Origin of the sequence: Demequina lutea, assembly GCF_013409005.1 — a bacterium.
In the GTDB taxonomy this organism is placed as follows: domain Bacteria; phylum Actinomycetota; class Actinomycetes; order Actinomycetales; family Demequinaceae; genus Demequina; species Demequina lutea.
Genome location: NZ_JACBZO010000001.1, coordinates 3,019,398 through 3,035,769, shown reverse-complemented (window position 1 = coordinate 3,035,769; position 16,372 = coordinate 3,019,398). Strand labels below are relative to the sequence as shown.

Genomic DNA, 16,372 nt, shown 5'->3' with positions numbered 1-16,372 from the left:
CCTCGACGCGCTCAAGGTGAGACTTGCCGATCCCGTGGCCGACCGCATCGTCGAGGCGCTCCGCATCACCCGCGATGTGGGCGGGACAGACGTGGGTCGCCTGTTGCGCACGCTGAGCCAGTTCTTGAGGGACGATGCGCGGACGCGCGGCGAACTCGAGGCGCGGCAAAGCTGGACGGTCAACGCCGCGCGACTCGCGATCACCGCGCCATGGTTGGTTCTCGCCCTGTTGGCTACCAGGCCCGCAAACGCCCAGGCGTACGACTCTCCCTCAGGCGTCAGCGTGCTCCTCATCGGCGGTGCAAGCACCGTGCTTGCGTACCGGATCATGGTCCGCATCGGCCGCCTGCCTCAAGAGAGCAGGGTGCTGAGGTGACCCCGACGACCGTCGTCCTGGGGGCGATGTTGGGACTGGGGCTCGCGCTCCTCATCGCGTTCTGGTCCGCGCGGATTCCGCGCATCGCGGACCGGATAGCCCCGCACGTGCGCGCTTCGGCGGCCGACGAACTCCGTCGCCTCAATGCGCCGACGACGCCCTTCCCCACGATCGAGAGGCTGCTCGCCCCGGTCGTTCGCGACGGGGTGCGCTGGGTGGAGCGATGGGGTTCGCCCACGCAGGAACTTCGCACGCGCCTCGTGAGGGCGGGGTCCGAAGCTACGGTCGAGCAGTTCCGCGCGCAGCAGGTCGTGTGGGCTGTGGGAGGACTTGTTGGCGGGACGGTCACGGCCCTGGTGCTCGCCGCGTCGAGACACTCCTCACCCATCGCGCTCTTCGTGTTGGTGGCCCTCGCCGGAGTAAGCGCGGCGATCGCTAGGGACTACGTGCTCGGTCTCGCCGTATCGAAGCGCGAGGCCCGGATCGTGGAGGAACTGCCCACGGTCGCGGAGCTACTCGCCCTGTCGGTCAGCGCCGGGGAGGGTGCGCTCGGCGCGTTGGAAAGGGTCGCGCGCACCACCAAGGGCGTGATGGCGGAAGAGCTTCGATACACGCTTGCGACGGCGCGTGCGGGTGCGCCCCTGTCTCAAGCGCTCATGCAACTTGCCGACCGCACGGGGGTTCTTGCCCTCAGGCGCTTCGCCGACGGCGTGGCGACGGCGGTGGACCTTGGGACCCCGCTCGCGGAGGTGCTGCGGTCCCAAGCCCAAGATGTGCGCGACGCTGGCCAGCGCGCGTTGATGGAGGAGGGCGGGAAGCGGGAGATCGCCATGATGGTGCCCGTCGTGTTTCTCATCCTCCCCGTGACCGTGATTTTCGCGGTGTTCCCTGGCCTCACCACTATTCGACTTGGTCTGTAACGACGCGGGCCGAGGGGGAAGGAAATGACATGCGGAAATGGGAAATGCTGGTGGATCGGTGGCGCGACGACAAGGGGGACGTGCCCGGCTGGGTGCTCATCACCCTGATGACTGCGGGCCTTGTGGCGGGACTTTGGGCAATCGCGGGCCCCAAGCTGAATGAGTTGTTTTCGACGGCAATTGATTCCGTTACGGGCGGTTGAGAGCGGGCGCGAAAGCGCACGCGAACTCTCACACGACGAGGGCAATGCGCTCGTCGAGTTTGTGTTGGTGTCGGCCCTGGTGATTGCCCTCGCGATGGGCGTCATCCAGTTGGCGTTGACTCTTCACGTCCGCAACATGATGGTGTCCGCCGCGTCGGAAGGCGCGAGGCTCGCGGCGACGAACGACCGCGGCCCTCAAGACGGCGTCGAGCGAACCGAGTGGCTGCTCGCCGAGTCGCTCGGAGGCATCGAGACGCGCGTGACCGCTGAGGACACGACGATCGACACGGCCCCTGCGGTGAAGGTGACCGTGAGCGCGCCAGTGCCGATCCTGGGCCTGTGGGGCGCAGGGACGATGACGGTATCGGCCAGGGCGTTCGAGGAGACGGCGCGTGGCTGACCCTCTTGAATGGGCGCGGCCGCGGAGCGACCGCCCAGCCGACGAGGGAGCCGCGATCGTGGAGTTCATTGCGTTGTCGCTGTTGTTGCTCGTGCCGCTGCTGTACCTGGTGGTCACCCTTTCGCGCATCCAGGCGGGGGCGTTTGCGGCGGAGGGCGCTGCGCACGAAGCTGCCCGCGCCGCGGTCGTGACTGGGGTGGCGTCTCGCGAACACGGGTCCTCGCGTGAGACCGCCATGGCCGCGGGAGCCAGTCGTGCTGAAGCGGCGGTCGCACTCGTCGCGGACGACTTCAGATTCGATTCAGACGACGCGTCGCTGGCGCTCAGCTGCGAGGGCCCGTGTCTCGAGCCGGGAGGCAACGTGGATGCCGAAGTCACGGTGGTGGTGGCGTTGCCAGGCATCCCCGGTTTCCTGACAGGGGCGCTCCCTCTTTCGGTCGACGTCGTCGGTTCGGCTCGCGCTCCCGTCGACTCGGTGGTGAACGACCAATGAGAGCCCTGCTGCATCGGCGAGACGACGAGGGCACCATCGGGATCCTGACGCTCGGCTTCGCCGTGGTCGCAATCATGCTCATCCTGGTGATCTCGGCGGCGACCTCCGTGCACCTGACCCGCATGCGCCTTGCGGACCTCGCGGATGAGCTGGCCGAGGATGCCTCCGACGCGGTCTCGAGCGACGGGTACTTCACTACGCAGGCCGGAACTGGAGACGTGGAGCTCGCGCAGTCGCGCATGACCGACGCCGTGTTGGCTCATGTGGCCCAGCGGGCGACCGATCGCCTCGACGGAGTTCGCATCGTGTCCGTCGACGCCCCCGATGCCGTCACCGCACGTGTCACGGTCGAGATCACGGTCTACCCGCTGTTTGGCCTCGAGGCCCTCATGCCGTTTGCCGACGGCATCACCGTCACGGCGACGGGACAGTCGCGAGCGTTCTAACGGGCTCCACGCCCGCGGGGGCAGGAGTCCGTGGTGCCGAATCTTCGTTGCCGACCCATTTGCTCGCATCCACGGTTGGGTCGCAACGGCGCAACGGCGGCCACACGCACCGCCAAGGAGGCTTGTCGTCAACCGGGTGAGTCTCAGTCGGCGCTGGCGACCACTTTTTGACGCCGCGTGCATCCCAGTCGGCGCTCATGACCACTCGCCCGCCGGACCAAGCCCAGGAATCCGGCTCGTCGCCAATCCACCCCGTCTGGTGCACAGTGGCACACCCTTGGGTGCCCCGGTCGGCGCTGCGCGGCCGCGAGTAGCCTGGCCTTCTAGTTGCGCCGTCGAGCGCCGATATTCCTAGCGGCACTCGCAATCGCCCCGCTCGCCAGCCCGACAAGGCCACCGATCAACGTGGCCGGAACGCCGATCTCAAGCAATGCGAAAGGGGCGGTCGGAGCATGCACGAAAAGGCCGACGATCAGCCCCGCGATTGCCCCAAAGGTTCCGAGCCCGACGGCGCCGACGATCGCCCACCGCAACGGCAGCGGCGAAAGCCGCGCCACCGCTCTTCCCAGCCTGCCGCGAGCATCGCTGTGGCGATCAGTCGCGGTGCGCGCCTGCAAGCGGGACCCGCTGTCGGAGTTCTCCACGTCCACCTCCTTTGCATTTAAAAGGGAGGGCCAACAGGTAACGAGCGTACATCTCACCGATCTCCTCTCGGTGGGGCTGCCATGTCTGGTGAGGGCTCGCCGCTTCCTTCACGCGGCTCATTCTGGTCCTGGCCTACGCTCCCCGGGCTGGGCCGGCAAGCCCGTCGGCGGTGTAGTCGCAACAGCGGGCGTGCAGGTGCAGAGCATCACCCCGTTCGACATACCGGCGGCTTCGGCGAGACGACAAATGAACACGTCCACTGCCAACCCGGCTTGTCGCCAATCCACCAGGCAGATGTGGCGCTGGTGACCACTTTTTGACGCCGCGTGCATCCCAGTTGGCGCTCATGCCCACTCGCGGGCGTCTCGTGCGTCCTGCGTGACCTTCACGCCCACTCAGGGGGCGACGTCGTGCCGCGCACCGACGTGAGTTGCGAGCAATACCCAGCCCCAGCGTCGGCCACACACGGAGGAGGCCCGACCGAGTCGCCGCTGCCATTCGACGACGGCATCACCGTCATGGCGACGGGACAGTCGCGAGCGTCCTGAGGCTTGAGCGTCCCAAGCACTGACCGTTCTACGGGCTAGGGCTAGGGCTCGGGCTCGCGCTCGCGGGCGCACTCGTGTTGGCGGTGTCGACCACCTTGGCGGCCTCGACCGCGACCTTCCACGCATCGGCGCTCTTCACGTCACCGGTCTGGACGCCCGCGAGCACTTGCTCCATCGCGGCCTCCACCTTGCCGTTCTTGGGGTCCTGAGACGCCATCACGGGCAACTCCTCGACCGCCTTCGCGAGGATCTTTCCCACCGGGGCGTCGTTGAAGAACGGGATCTTGTAGCCCGTGACGCTCGAATCCTTGTAGATCGCGGGCTGCGAGGGCAGCGAGCCGGTCGCCCGGAACACCTTCAACTGTTGCGCGGGCGCCAGGAGCCACCTGAGGAACTGCCACGCGGCATCGCGCTGCGCAGGGGTGGCCTGAGCGGGGATCGTGTAGAACGATCCGCCCCGCGACCCCCCGGGACCTGGGATGTCGGCGATATCCCACTTGGGCTGGTAGTTGGACCCGGTCACCACGCCCTGGATGTACCCCATTGACCACACGGGGCAAAGGGTGACGGCGAATGATCCGTCGGTCAGGCCCTTGTCCCAGGCGTCGGAGAACTGGGTGATGCCGGCGGAGAGGCCCGCGTCGATGGCCTTGGTGGCGACATCGAACGCGGGCTTGTCGGCGGCGGTGCTGAGCGCGCCGCTCGCGTCGTAGTACGACGCTCCCGTTTGGTCGCGGATGGGCGCGAGGAGAGTCGTCGCGTCATCGATGAACGCGCCGCCTTTGGAGGCCTTGGTGTATTGAGCGCCGAGAGTGAGGAAGCCCTCCCACGAATCGGTCATGGCCGCGGAGACCGCGAGGCGATCGGTGGGCAGCCCCGCGGCGGCGAACAGGTCGCTGCGGTAGCACAACGCAAGCCCAGAGACATCGGCGCCCATTCCGATGACGGAGGTACCATCGGCGCTCTTTCCCTCGGCCCACTTCCAGGGCAAATACACGTCTTTGTAGTCGTCGGCGCCAAGGGTGGAGAGGTTCACGAACTGGTCTGGCTGGGCCGCAAACTGAGCGATGTAGTCCTCGCCGATCGCGGCGATGGTGGGCGCGCCGGTGCCTGAGACGAGCTCCCGCTGGAGCGAGTCGTGCAGCGGGTTGTAGTCGCCCTTGATGAGCTTGATCGCCACATCGGGGTGGTCGGTCTCGTATTCGGTGATGAGGTCATCAAGGCCAAAACCGCCCCACACGGCCATAGAAATCTGGGTCTGGATCTGAGGTGCCCCGGAGGCCACAGGGGAGGCGCTCGCGTCGTTTCCACCGAGCAGGCCGCACGCGCTGAGTGAGAGAACCGATGCGACCCCGAGAACTGTGGCCCGTCGAGACCGGGCGCGTAGTGTGTGCACTGTCTCTCCCTCACTGCACGGCGAAAACGCCAGTGGCTGGGACATGCCAGTAACTTTAGCCGCACGCTGCCCCCGATGCGACTTTCCTGGGACCCCAAGACCAGGGATCGCGGGGCAAAAGTCCCGCGCACGCACGCCCCCAGGGGCATACGTTCGAAGTACTGGCGCTACAGCGCCTTTCCCCATGTAGGAAGGTTTACCGAGATGACAATCGCGGCAGACGGCAAGACCCAAACCCAGACAGACGTCAAGCCGGCCCAGGCTTGGCGTTCGTTCCCCACAGGTCCTTGGACCGACTCTATTGATGTGCGCGGATTCATTCAGTGCGCATACACCGAATACACCGGCGACGACACGTTCCTCGCCGGCCCGACCGAGCGCACTTTGCGCGTGTGGAAGACCCTCAGCGACATGTTCCCGCAGGAGCGCGAAAAGGGCGTCTACGACATCGACTGGCAGACGCCCGCGACGATCACGTCTCACGCGCCGGGTTACATCAGCGACGACGACAACGTGATCGTCGGCCTGCAGACTGACGCGCCGCTTAAGCGCGCGATCATGCCTTACGGCGGCTGGCGCATGGTGGTCAAGGAGCTCGAAACCTACGGCTACCCGGTAGACCCGAACCTCGAGCACATCTTCTCGACGTACCGCAAGACCCACAACGACGGCGTTTTTGACGCCTACCCGCCGAACGTGCGTGCTGCCCGTTCAAGCCACATCGTCACGGGACTTCCCGATGCCTACGGCCGCGGCCGCATCATCGGCGACTACCGCCGCGTGGCCCTGTATGGCGTCGACGCCCTGATCGCTGCCAAGAAGAACGACCGTGTCGAACTCGACATGGAGCGCTCAAGCGAGGACATCATTCGCGACCGCGAAGAGAACTCGGAGCAGATCAAGGCGCTCAAGGAGCTCAAGCAGATGGCGGCGTCGTACGGCTTCGACATCTCGAAGCCGGCGACCAACACGAAGGAAGCCGTCCAGTGGCTGTACTTCGCGTACCTGGCAGCGGTTAAGGAGCAGAACGGCGCCGCCATGTCGCTGGGCCGCACCTCGACGTTCCTCGACATCTTCGTCGAGCGTGACTTCGCCGAGGGCACGCTCACCGAGAGCGAAGCTCAGGAGATCATCGACGACTTCGTCATCAAGCTCCGCATCGTGCGGTTCCTTCGCACCCCCGAGTACGACGCGCTGTTCTCGGGTGACCCTCTCTGGGTCACCGAGTCGATCGCAGGAATGGGCGAGGACGGCCGCTCGCTGGTCACCAAGAACTCGTTCCGCTTTCTGCACACGCTGAACAACGTCGGCGCCGCCCCCGAGCCGAACATGACGGTTCTTTGGCACAACAGCCTCCCCCTCGGTTTCAAGGAGTTCTGCGCCAAGGTCTCGATCGACACGTCGGCCGTGCAGTACGAGTCGGACGACCTGCTGCGCGAGCAGTGCGGCGACGACGCGGCGATCGCCTGTTGCGTTTCCGGCATGGAGGTCGGCAAGCAGATGCAGTTCTTCGGAGCTCGCGTCAACCTTGCTAAGGGCCTGCTGTACGCGATCAATGGCGGACGTGACGAGGTGTCGGGCAAGCAGGTTTCCCCCGCGGTGGCTCCCGTCGCGGGCGAAGTGCTCGACTTTGACGACGTCATGGCCAAGTACGACGCGTTCATGGATTGGCTAGCCGAGACGTACGTCGACGCGCTCAATGTCATCCACTACATGCATGACAAGTACTCGTACGAGCGCATCGAGATGGCGCTTCACGACCGCGAGATCCTGCGCACCATGGCCTGCGGCATCGCAGGCCTCTCGGTGGCAGCCGACTCGCTTTCCGCCATCAAGTACGCGACGGTCAAGCCGGTGCGTGACGAGACCGGTCTCATCACGGACTACAACGTCGAGGGCGAGTACCCGACCTACGGCAACGACGATGACCGCGCCGACGACATCGCGATCGACCTCGTCCACCGCTTCATGGAGAAGATCCGTAAGCAGAAGACGTACCGCAACGCCAAGCACACGCAGTCGGTCCTGACCATCACGTCGAACGTCGTCTACGGCAAGGCCACGGGCAACACGCCCGACGGCCGTCGCCACGGCGAGCCGTTCGCACCTGGTGCCAACCCGATGAACGGGCGCGACGTCCACGGCATCATGGCGTCGGCGCTGTCCGTCGCCAAGCTGCCTTACGACGACGCCCAGGACGGCATCTCGCTGACCACCTCGATCGTGCCCTCGGCCCTCGGCCGTGACCGCGCCGAGCAGGTCACGAACATGGTGGGCATCCTGGACGCTTACACGGTGAGCCAGGGATTCCACATGAACGTCAACGTGCTCAACCGCGAGACGCTCGAGGACGCCATGGAGCACCCCGAGAAGTACCCGCAGCTCACGATTCGCGTCTCTGGCTACGCGGTGAACTTCATTCGCCTCACGCGTGAGCAGCAACTCGACGTGCTGTCGCGCACCTTCCACGCGGGCCTGTAAACGCAAGCAGGTTTCGCAGGGCCAAGACTCACGGCGCTCCGTCCTTAGGGGCGGGGCGCCGTAGTCTTGGGCATGCCCGGTCTTGGATGGGCAAGCCTTGACTGTCCCCGGTCTCGACTGACGCGGGGCTGTCCCATCCCAGGCGTGGAAGGAGTGAACTGATGACAAACCCACCCGTATCCGTGCCACTCCTGATGGGCCCTCCCATGGAGGTCGCCGACGAGGAGCTCGCGCAGAGCGAAGCGATCCACGACAACTCGACGGGCTCGGTGCACTCGTGGGACCTGGTCACGGGCGCAGACGGCCCAGGGACCCGCATGACGCTGTTCACGGCCGGCTGCGGCCTGCGGTGCCAGTTCTGCCAGAACCCCGACACGTGGCGCATGAAGGACGGGGTGCGCCATACCGTCGATGAGGTCATGGAGCGCGTCACGCGCTACGCCACGGTCATGAAGGTGACGGGCGGCGGTCTGACCATCTCGGGCGGTGAGCCGCTGCTGCAGTCCAAGTTCGTGATGAGCATCTTCAGGCGCGCCCACGACCTGAGCATCCACACGGCGCTCGACACGTCGGGCCTGCTTGGTTCGCGCCTCACCGACGACGACCTCAACTACATCGATCTGTTTCTGCTCGACATCAAGTCGGGCATCCCCAAGACCTACAAGCGCGTCACGGGCCGCCCCCTCCAGCCGACGCTCGACTTCGCCAATCGCCTGTCGCGCCTTGGCAAGACGATGTGGATTCGCTTTGTCTTAGTGCCCGGCCTGACCGATGCGCCCGAAAACGTCGAGGCCATCGCGGAGTTCGTGGCGACGCTTGATGGTGTGGCGCGGATGGAAATTCTGCCGTTCCACCAGTTGGGCCGCGCGAAGTGGGAAGCGACGGGAGAGCCCTACCTGTTGAAGAACACCCAGCCGCCGTCGCACGAGCTCGTGGCGCGCGTGAAAGGTCAATTCGAGGCTCACGGCCTCAAGGTGTGGGTGGCGTAGGCCTGCGGCTGGTCAGTCCAGCGTGACGGCCATCAGGAACGGGGCCGACTCCTTGCCAAGGGACACGAAGTCGAGAGTGGCGATGAGGGCATCGGGCCGGGGGTTGCTCCACGTGAAGGCGTAGAGCTGGATCAAGTGGCCCAGGTCCTCGGTGCGCTCGTTTGCGCCGTTCCAGGCAATGGCCGCGTCGGTGGGCAGTGGGTCGCCGGCCGTGAACCACCAGTCGACGACGCTGTGGCCGTACACGATGGGGATCACGGCCACGTCACCGTCGTCGTAGTGCACGCGGTATTCGCCGATCACGCTGCCATCCGGGCCGCGCCACGACGACGACTGCAAAAAATGCATGCGCTTCGACATCGCGCCCACCGGGATTCCCAACGCGGACTCGGGAAACGACTCGCCCGTCTTTTCGTGTGAGATCTTGCCCGATAGCTGGATGAGGCCGTCAATCTGGAACGGAATGTCGGCCAAGATGCACAGACCGTGAGGCGCGGCCCTCAGGTCGTTGCCCGGCTTGTGGTGAATGTCGTCGTCGAGCGAATAGGTGCAATACGCGGAAAGCTCGAGCAGGGTGGTCATCGTTGTCCCTCACTGCTCCCCGGGGTGGTGGTACGAGGGGGCTGTTTCAAGGGTGTCACAGTCAAGGGCAAGGCACCAGGTCGGAAGGTCCCTCGACAGATGCGTCTACTGTTGGACGTGCCCTTCGAAGGCGCGGCGACCCCAGCCGCTGCCCTTAGCGCGCCTGCCCTCGACACCGCCGCCGTGCCGCCCGCGCCGCCGCTACCCGTCGCCGTGAGTGGAGCTTTTGCCGCCTGACCTGCACGTGGCGCTCCGCAACCGGCAACCCCGTCCGAGGATCAACTTGACGGTGCAGCGCGTCCTCTGTAGCGTCTCGCTTAGCATTGGTGGGGATGCTCAATTCTCCTCTGTACACCAACCGTTTGTTGCCAAATCGTTGCGCGTTGAGTAGAGAATGAAGATTGGTGAGGGGTCACTTGATCAGCGTTGAGCATCTCAAGAAGAGTTTTGGGCGAGTTCGTGCGGTAGATGATCTGAGTTTCGACGTTGAAGCCGGAAGCGTATTCGCATTTCTTGGAAGCAACGGCGCCGGTAAATCAACCACCATTTCGTGCTTGACAACGACCTTGCGCGCGGATTCCGGTTCGATTGTGATCAACGGGAACCGCGTCGGGGCTCATGATGCACGAGTGAGGCGCGACATAGGGGTTGTCTTTCAGGACTCTTTCCTTGACCCTGCGCTATCGCCTAGGGAGAACCTGCTTCTTCGCGGGGGACTCTATGGGACGCACTCCGTCCAGCGGCTTCGGCATCGGATTGACGAACTTGCAGACATCGTCGATCTGGGCGACTTCATCGACCGGCGGTACGGCCAGCTTTCTGGAGGCCAGAAGAGGCGCGCCGACATAGCTCGAGCGCTGATCCACGACCCTTCGGTGCTGTTTCTCGATGAGCCGACATCGGGGTTGGACCCGCACAGCCGAGAAAAGGTGTGGAGCGCGATCGCCACGTTGCGGGCGACCGCCGGACTTACCGTGTTCCTGACTACGCACTACATGGAAGAGGCGGAGAACGCGAACTCGGTGATGATCATCGACCATGGGCGCTCGGTTGCCCACGGAACTCCGCTCGAGCTTCGAACGAAGTATTCGACGACTCTGCTTCGGGGTGAAGTCCTGGAACACGAAGGCTGGGAGAAGGTGGGCCGTGTGCTCGCGCAACTCGGCCTGTCCTTCAGTCGCGAAGAAAAGGTGCTCGAAGTTCGAGTCGCCGAGGGGCAGTCCGCTTTCGAAGTCGCCCAAGCCCTCAGCCCGGCGCTATCCAACGTGGAGATCCGCCACGGATCGATGGACCAGGTTTTCCTCAGCCTCACGCACGAGGGGGACGACAAGTGAAGACGACGCTCACCTTGACCCAGCGGAATTTGACCGTATTCTTTCGCGATGTCGGTGCCGTGAGCCTATCGCTCGTCGCCTCTTTGGTTCTGTTTGTCCTCTACGTCGGCTTTCTCGGCGGTCTGCAAGTGGACAGTTTACAGGCACAATTTCCCGATGCGTCAGTGGATAATATCAACTGGTTTGTGAGTACCTGGGTGTTCGCGGGCATCGTGATGATCACCACCGTAACGACTGGAATAGCAGGGCTCGGAACGTTCGTATCCGACCGGTCTTCGGGGCGGTACCGAGACTTCTTGGTGGCTCCGGTAAAGAGCTGGCAACTGATCGCGGGCTACATGGTCTCGAGCGCGCTTGTCGCGATCGTCATGAGCGGGGTTGTGCTCCTCATCGGCGAGTCGTACCTGTTGGCGCGTGGATATCCTGTGGCGGGCGCCCTTGCGATGCTCCAGACGCTTGGTTACATCGTCCTGTTGAGTCTCACATTCTCGGGCGTCTCCGCGTTCGTGGTCACTTTCATCAAGTCCATCGGGGCGTTTGCTGCGTTGAGCACCGTAGTCGGCACCCTGGTCGGCTTCCTTGCCGGCGCCTACCTCCCTCTGGGCCTTCTGCCGCCAGCTGTCGTGAATGCAATCAACGTGCTTCCATTTTCGCAGGCATCCATGCTGATAAGAATTCCCCTCACTGAACCCGCCATCGAAGCGGTGACGGGTAATCAGGTACAAGCAGTGGCCGCGGTGCGTGCGTTCTACGGGGTTGACCTGTCGGTCGGTGACTTCGCCATCACTCAGGGGCTGGCCGTTGGGTTGCTTTTCGCCGTGATGGTTGTCTTCGCCACCGTCGCCACACTACGGATTCGAAAGGTGCTGCAGAAGTGACATCGTCACCAACCCTTGCTACGCCACCCGCATGGTTGCCCCCATGGATGTAACGACGGCGACGGTGGGTTTGCCCGTGAGTGATCTCGACCGTGCGATCGAGTGGTATCGCGCGGCGTTTGAGTTGCCGACCGCCGACCTCGAGCCGGCGTACGGCATCGTCGAGTTTCGCCTTGGGCCCATCTGGCTCCAGTTGAGTGCCGAGGAAACCGCACGATCGGGCGCCGAGGTGGTGACCCGCCTTGGCGTGGCCGACGTCGCGGCAGAGCGCGCGCGGCTACTCGCCCTCGGCATCGACGTGGGTCCCCTCCACCACGTGGAGGGGATGATCGACTACGTCGACTTCCGCGACCCGGACGGCAACGCGCTCAGCCTGTACACCGAGTTGTCCTGAGCGGCGCCGTACTCGTCGTCGCTCGCGATAGCCGCAACGAAACCGCCGAGTACCTCGATGTACGTTTCCGCGTGTCGAAATTGTGCACCGCTGACGTGGTCTGCGCTTCCACGCAACCCGTAGGCCCGATGGGATCGTGGGTGATACGTTGAATGGGCGTGCGCCACCAACGTCATGAGCCAGAGCAGCGCCGGAGAGTCACATAGTCGATCTCCCGACTCACGCGCCTCCCGAAGCCACGCAGATCACATTCATGCCTTACTGGCCGGACGCCGGTCACCGAGAAGGCAAGGACCTCATTGTGCGCGTCGGCTCTGTCGATGTGGTTGGAACTGCCCTGATGAAGAAACGTGAGACGGATGACAAAAAAGGCCACATCGGAAGTGAACGGATTTGTCTACTTCGCCGTGGCGGTCGCCGCTCTCGGAGGCCTGCTCTTTGGCTACGATACGGGCGTCATTTCCGGGGCCATATTGTTCGTGACGAAGCAGTTTTCCCTGTCGTCCACCATGGAGGAAATTGTCGTCAGTTCCGTCTTGGTGGGTGCCGTCGTTGGCGCGACGCTCGGGGGCGCGCTGACGGGCCGCTTTGGTCGCCGCAAGTTGATCATCGTGGCAGGAATGGTCTTTACCATCAGCGCCCTCGGCACGGCTCTGGCACCAACCGTTGGCTGGTTGATTGCGGCCAGGGTGGTCAGCGGCATCGGCATCGGCATCGCTTCATTCATCTCGCCGATGTACATCGCAGAGCTGGTGCCGGCAAAGGTTCGCGGTTCTTTGGTGGCGGTCAACATGCTGGCGATCACCACCGGCATCGTGGTTGCCTACATGGTGGACTACGCGTTTTCCTCGGGTGGGCAATGGCGCTACATGTTCGGACTGGCGGCCGTACCATCCACCGCGCTGATTATCGGAATGTGGCGGCTGCCCGATAGTCCGCGCTGGTTGATCGGCAAATCAAGAGTTGACCAGGCGAGGCGGATCTTGCAGCGCGCGCGCACGGGGTCGGACGTAGGCCCGGAAATCGCAGACATCCAAGAGAGCATGGGAGAGCAGAGTGTCGGCGGGATAAGGGGGCTGTTCCAGCCTTCGCTGAGGATGCCGATGATCGTCGGCATGGGGTTGGCGATATTTCAGCAGGTAACCGGCATCAACACCGTCATCTACTACGCCCCGACCATATTCAAGTTCGTCGGCATCACCGCCGCAGGGCCCGCGATACTAGCCGGAGCGGGGTTAACCGCGGTCATGTGGCTCTTCCATCTGCTGGCCATCTTTCTGCTGGACCGCGTCGGGCGGAGGCCCCTATTGCTGGTTGGGGTGGCCGGCCAGATCATTGGCCTCGCGATCTTGGGCGCGGCCTTTCACTTCCAGCAATTGGCGAGTTTCAAGAGTGGTGTCGCCATCGGCGGCCTAGTCATCTACGTCGCGTGTTTCGCCTTTGGCCTGGGGCCGATCTTCTGGCTACTGATTTCCGAGATCTATCCGTTGAAGATTCGTGGTGCGGCGATGAGCGCCGTGACAGTCACGAACTGGGCGATGAATCTGGTGGTGGCCGTGACGTTCCTGACCCTGGTCGGGGTTCTGGGGCACGCGGGAACATTCTGGTTCTACGGTGTCGTCGCCCTCGGCGCCTGGGTCTTCTTCTATCGGCTGGTGCCGGAAACCAAGGGGAAGACCCTGGAGCAAATTGAGGAACACTGGCGGTCGGGAAAGCACGCGCGGGCACTGTAGAACCCGCTGGGCCGCGATTCCTGACAATCGGCGGCGGCGCGTCCGGCATCACGTTCGCATGCGACATGAGGGGCCGGTCCTTCAGCGTGGGCGGGCACCGCGCTGACTTGAGCGGCGCCCGGCCGCAGTCAGCGTCATCAACGTGAAGTGCGATGATCGAGTATGGCGAGAGTTGAAGATTACGCACTGATCGGCGATTTGCACACGGCGGCGTTAGTCAGCACCGAGGGCTCGATCGACTGGTTGTGTTTGCCGCACTTCGACTCCCCCGCGTGTTTTGCGGCGCTTCTCGACACTCGCGATGCCGGCCATTGGTTGCTCTCGCCCGTCGAAGGTGGGACGTGCACGCGTCGGGCGTATGTCGAGGACACGCTGGTGCTGGAGACCGAGTGGGTGACGGCGAGCGGGACCGTCCGTGTCATTGACTTCATGCCGATCCGCCACAAGGCGCCCGACGTCGTCCGAATCGTGGTGGGCGTCAGCGGTGCCGTGCAGATGCGCTCTGAGCTTCGCCTCCGCTTCGATTACGGCCGTGTGGTGCCCTGGGTTCGTCACGACGCGGATGAGATGCGGGCCATTGCGGGTCCGGACGCTGTGCGCCTCTGCAGCCCGGTGACAAGCGCGGGCAAGGACTGGGCGACCGTCGCCGATTTCACCGTGAACGCTGGCGATCGGGTCCCGTTCGTCTTGACGTGGAGCCTGAGCCATGAGCGGCAGCCGATCCGCATCGACGCCGAAGAGGCGCTGGCGGCCACCACCACGTTTTGGACGGACTGGAGTGGCAAGGGCGCGGACGCCGAGGGTCCCTATCGTGAGCCGATCAAGCGGTCGCTGCTCACACTCAAGGCGCTGACCTATCAGCCCACGGGCGCGATCGTCGCGGCAGCGACCACCTCGTTGCCGGAGCGGATCGGTGGTTCCCGCAACTGGGACTACCGGTATTGCTGGCTGCGAGATTCGACGTACACGCTCCAGGCGCTCCTCGCGGCCGGGTATCTCGCGGAGGCGAAGGCTTGGCGGGAGTGGTTGCTGCGATCAATTGCGGGCGATCCAAGCACGCTGCAGATCATGTACAGCATCGACGGCACCCGACGCCTGCCCGAGGCCGAACTGCCCTGGCTCGCAGGGTATGAGAACTCCTCCCCGGTGCGCACCGGCAACCAAGCCTCGGGCCAACTCCAACTCGACGTGTGGGGCGAGACGCTCGACAGTCTGAATCTGGCGCGAGAGGCGGGCATCCACACGTCCGCCGACGCGTGGGCCATCCAGGTCGCGCTCATGGAGCACCTGGAGGGTGAGTGGCAGGAGCCCGACAACGGACTCTGGGAGGTGCGAGGCGACCGCCGCCACTTCACCCATTCGAAGGTCATGGCGTGGGTCGCCGCCGATCGGATGTCCCGCGCCGTCGCCGATCACCACTTGGAGGGACCGGGCAAGCGTTGGGAAGCGCTTCGCGATGAGATCAGGGCCGACGTGCTCGCCCATGGCTACGACTCCGAACACAACACCTTCACGCAGTCATATGACAGCAAGGTGCTTGACGCCAGCCTGCTCATGATCCCCCGGGTCGGTTTCTTGCCGGGAACGGACCCCCGGGTCAAGGGAACGATCGCCGCAATCCAGAACGGCCTCACCCAGGACGGCCTGGTGTTGCGCTACCAGACGTCCGAAGCGGACGACGGCCTGCCCGGACACGAGGGCGTGTTCTTGGCCTGCTCGTTCTGGCTCGTCGACGCTCTCCACGGTGCGGGCGAACGAAAGCAAGCCACCACCCTCTTTGAACGACTCCTCACCCTTCGCAACGACGTCGGCCTGCTCAGCGAGGAGTGGGATCCCCACGCCAAGCGGCAACTGGGCAACACCCCGCAGGCCTTCAGCCACTTTGCACTGGTGACCAGCGCATTCCAGCTCCACTCGGGCCGCGCGCACCGCAGCGACCAGCCCCTCACCAAGACGACTGACGGTGGTATGTAGCGTCGTGGCGACGGTGTTGGTTGTGGGGGTACCGACCTTTAGTGGCTCTTCACAATTGAGGGTGTGCTGAGCACGGGGTGAGTGGTTTGGGGTGGGGGTCGAGGTCCCCCAGGATGGAAGTTCTGACACTGCCCATCTGAAGGACCTCGACTTGTCTCACGCTACCTTTGGCGCGCCCGATCTGACGACTTTTTGCAACCTCGACGCCTTGGGGCTGGAGGTGGCGGGTCAACGCGTCGATGTCCGGCGGGCGGTGCTCGAGTGTCACGTCGTCGAGGCTGACGACTCGTGCCGCTCGTGTGGTGGTCGGGGTCGCCCACTGGGCACCGCCTCCCGCAGGCTCGCTCATGAACCGTTCGGTGGCAGGCCCACGACGCTGCTGGTGCGGATCCGCCGCTACCGGTGCACCGCTTGCGCACGTTTCTGGTCGCAAGACACGTCCGCGGCCGCTGAGCCTCGCGCGAAGGTCTCTCGTGGTGGGCTGGGATGGGCGTTGCGTGCCCTTGTCGTGGACCACCTCAGCGTGTCCCGTATCGCGGGGGGTGAGCCTGTCAAGTTGTTTGTGTAAGCGGGCGCGGTT

At 64.4% G+C, this 16,372-nt stretch carries 16 protein-coding genes and 1 pseudogene; 14 read left to right on the top strand and 3 right to left on the bottom strand.

The window, feature by feature from the left end; genetic code table 11:
* The 6 genes from BKA03_RS14625 to BKA03_RS14600 all read left to right on the top strand — a co-directional run.
* Positions 1–376: type II secretion system F family protein (locus tag BKA03_RS14625; protein WP_373366740.1), on the top strand; the 376-nt coding region annotated here is incomplete at its 5' end.
* Positions 373–1,296 (top strand): type II secretion system F family protein, encoded by a 924-nt coding sequence (locus BKA03_RS14620; RefSeq protein WP_238579441.1) that lies wholly within the window; start codon positions 373–375, stop codon positions 1,294–1,296. The genes BKA03_RS14625 and BKA03_RS14620, both read left to right, overlap by 4 nt.
* Before the next feature lie 29 nt (positions 1,297–1,325).
* The gene (locus BKA03_RS14615) at positions 1,326–1,499 is read left to right on the top strand and encodes a hypothetical protein (RefSeq protein ID WP_179398124.1); all 174 of its coding nucleotides are present in this window, start codon (positions 1,326–1,328) and stop codon (positions 1,497–1,499) included.
* On the top strand, positions 1,477–1,899 hold the full coding sequence (locus BKA03_RS14610; protein ID WP_238579440.1) for a TadE family protein: 423 nt from the start codon (positions 1,477–1,479) through the stop codon (positions 1,897–1,899). Before BKA03_RS14615 ends, BKA03_RS14610 begins: the two co-directional genes overlap by 23 nt.
* Complete coding sequence (locus BKA03_RS14605) at positions 1,892–2,392, top strand: hypothetical protein (RefSeq protein ID WP_062075589.1); 501 nt, start codon at positions 1,892–1,894, stop codon at positions 2,390–2,392. Before BKA03_RS14610 ends, BKA03_RS14605 begins: the two co-directional genes overlap by 8 nt.
* Positions 2,389–2,838 (top strand): hypothetical protein, encoded by a 450-nt coding sequence (locus BKA03_RS14600; RefSeq protein ID WP_062075588.1) that lies wholly within the window; start codon positions 2,389–2,391, stop codon positions 2,836–2,838. Before BKA03_RS14605 ends, BKA03_RS14600 begins: the two co-directional genes overlap by 4 nt.
* A 323-nt stretch (positions 2,839–3,161) precedes the next feature.
* Here BKA03_RS14600 and BKA03_RS14595 read toward each other — a convergent pair whose 3' ends face one another.
* Together BKA03_RS14595 and BKA03_RS14590 are read right to left on the bottom strand one after the other, a co-directional pair.
* The gene (locus tag BKA03_RS14595; protein WP_062075587.1) at positions 3,162–3,482 is read right to left on the bottom strand and encodes a hypothetical protein; all 321 of its coding nucleotides are present in this window, start codon (positions 3,480–3,482) and stop codon (positions 3,162–3,164) included.
* Positions 3,483–4,059: 577 nt separating this feature from the next.
* On the bottom strand, positions 4,060–5,427 hold the full coding sequence (locus BKA03_RS14590; protein ID WP_179398123.1) for an ABC transporter substrate-binding protein: 1,368 nt from the start codon (positions 5,425–5,427) through the stop codon (positions 4,060–4,062).
* A 204-nt stretch (positions 5,428–5,631) separates the two neighbouring features.
* Here BKA03_RS14590 and pflB point away from each other — a divergent pair, with 204 nt between their 5' ends.
* A complete protein-coding gene (gene pflB, locus BKA03_RS14585; RefSeq protein ID WP_062075585.1) occupies positions 5,632–7,908 on the top strand; it encodes a formate C-acetyltransferase in 2,277 nt (758 codons plus the stop codon).
* 161 nt (positions 7,909–8,069) lie between these two features.
* Entirely contained in the window at positions 8,070–8,897 is an 828-nt protein-coding gene (gene pflA, locus BKA03_RS14580) for a pyruvate formate-lyase-activating protein (RefSeq protein WP_062075584.1), read from the top strand.
* 12 nt (positions 8,898–8,909) lie between these two features.
* On the opposite strand, the gene BKA03_RS14575 is transcribed toward pflA, so the two are convergent.
* Positions 8,910–9,479: a hypothetical protein gene (locus BKA03_RS14575; protein WP_062075583.1), complete on the bottom strand. Its 570-nt coding sequence runs from the start codon at positions 9,477–9,479 to the stop codon at positions 8,910–8,912.
* A gap of 404 nt (positions 9,480–9,883) precedes the next feature.
* On the opposite strand from BKA03_RS14575, the gene BKA03_RS14570 reads away from it, so the two are divergent.
* From BKA03_RS14570 to BKA03_RS14545, 6 genes and pseudogenes are all read left to right on the top strand, one after another.
* Positions 9,884–10,813 carry an ABC transporter ATP-binding protein gene (locus BKA03_RS14570; protein WP_083971790.1) on the top strand — a complete coding sequence of 310 codons (930 nt, stop codon included), beginning with the start codon at positions 9,884–9,886 and terminating at the stop codon, positions 10,811–10,813.
* Positions 10,810–11,691, top strand: coding sequence for an ABC transporter permease (locus BKA03_RS14565; RefSeq protein WP_062075582.1), 882 nt, complete (start codon positions 10,810–10,812; stop codon positions 11,689–11,691). The genes BKA03_RS14570 and BKA03_RS14565 overlap by 4 nt, the downstream gene beginning before the upstream one ends.
* 43 nt (positions 11,692–11,734) lie before the next feature.
* Positions 11,735–12,085, top strand: a complete 351-nt coding sequence (locus BKA03_RS14560; protein WP_062075581.1) for a VOC family protein — start codon at positions 11,735–11,737, stop codon at positions 12,083–12,085.
* Positions 12,086–12,444: 359 nt separating this feature from the next.
* On the top strand, positions 12,445–13,818 hold the full coding sequence (locus BKA03_RS14555) for a sugar porter family MFS transporter (RefSeq protein WP_062075580.1): 1,374 nt from the start codon (positions 12,445–12,447) through the stop codon (positions 13,816–13,818).
* A 162-nt stretch (positions 13,819–13,980) separates the two neighbouring features.
* Positions 13,981–15,792 carry a glycoside hydrolase family 15 protein gene (locus tag BKA03_RS14550; protein ID WP_062075579.1) on the top strand — a complete coding sequence of 604 codons (1,812 nt, stop codon included), beginning with the start codon at positions 13,981–13,983 and terminating at the stop codon, positions 15,790–15,792.
* Between the two features lie 151 nt (positions 15,793–15,943).
* A pseudogene (locus BKA03_RS14545) lies at positions 15,944–16,336 on the top strand (transposase family protein); the annotation flags it as partial.
* Positions 16,337–16,372 lie beyond the last annotated feature (36 nt).

What these genes read in the sequence shown, in the direction of transcription:
- BKA03_RS14615 (WP_179398124.1), top strand. Translation starts at nt 1,326, where the DNA reads ATGCGGAAATGGGAAATGCTGGTGGATCGGTGGCGCGACGACAAGGGG.
- BKA03_RS14600 (WP_062075588.1), top strand. Translation starts at nt 2,389, where the DNA reads ATGAGAGCCCTGCTGCATCGGCGAGACGACGAGGGCACCATCGGGATC.
- pflB (WP_062075585.1), top strand. Translation starts at nt 5,632, where the DNA reads ATGACAATCGCGGCAGACGGCAAGACCCAAACCCAGACAGACGTCAAG.
- pflA (WP_062075584.1), top strand. Translation starts at nt 8,070, where the DNA reads ATGACAAACCCACCCGTATCCGTGCCACTCCTGATGGGCCCTCCCATG.
- BKA03_RS14575 (WP_062075583.1), bottom strand. Translation starts at nt 9,479, where the DNA reads ATGACCACCCTGCTCGAGCTTTCCGCGTATTGCACCTATTCGCTCGAC.
- BKA03_RS14560 (WP_062075581.1), top strand. Translation starts at nt 11,735, where the DNA reads ATGGATGTAACGACGGCGACGGTGGGTTTGCCCGTGAGTGATCTCGAC.
- BKA03_RS14555 (WP_062075580.1), top strand. Translation starts at nt 12,445, where the DNA reads ATGACAAAAAAGGCCACATCGGAAGTGAACGGATTTGTCTACTTCGCC.
- BKA03_RS14550 (WP_062075579.1), top strand. Translation starts at nt 13,981, where the DNA reads ATGGCGAGAGTTGAAGATTACGCACTGATCGGCGATTTGCACACGGCG.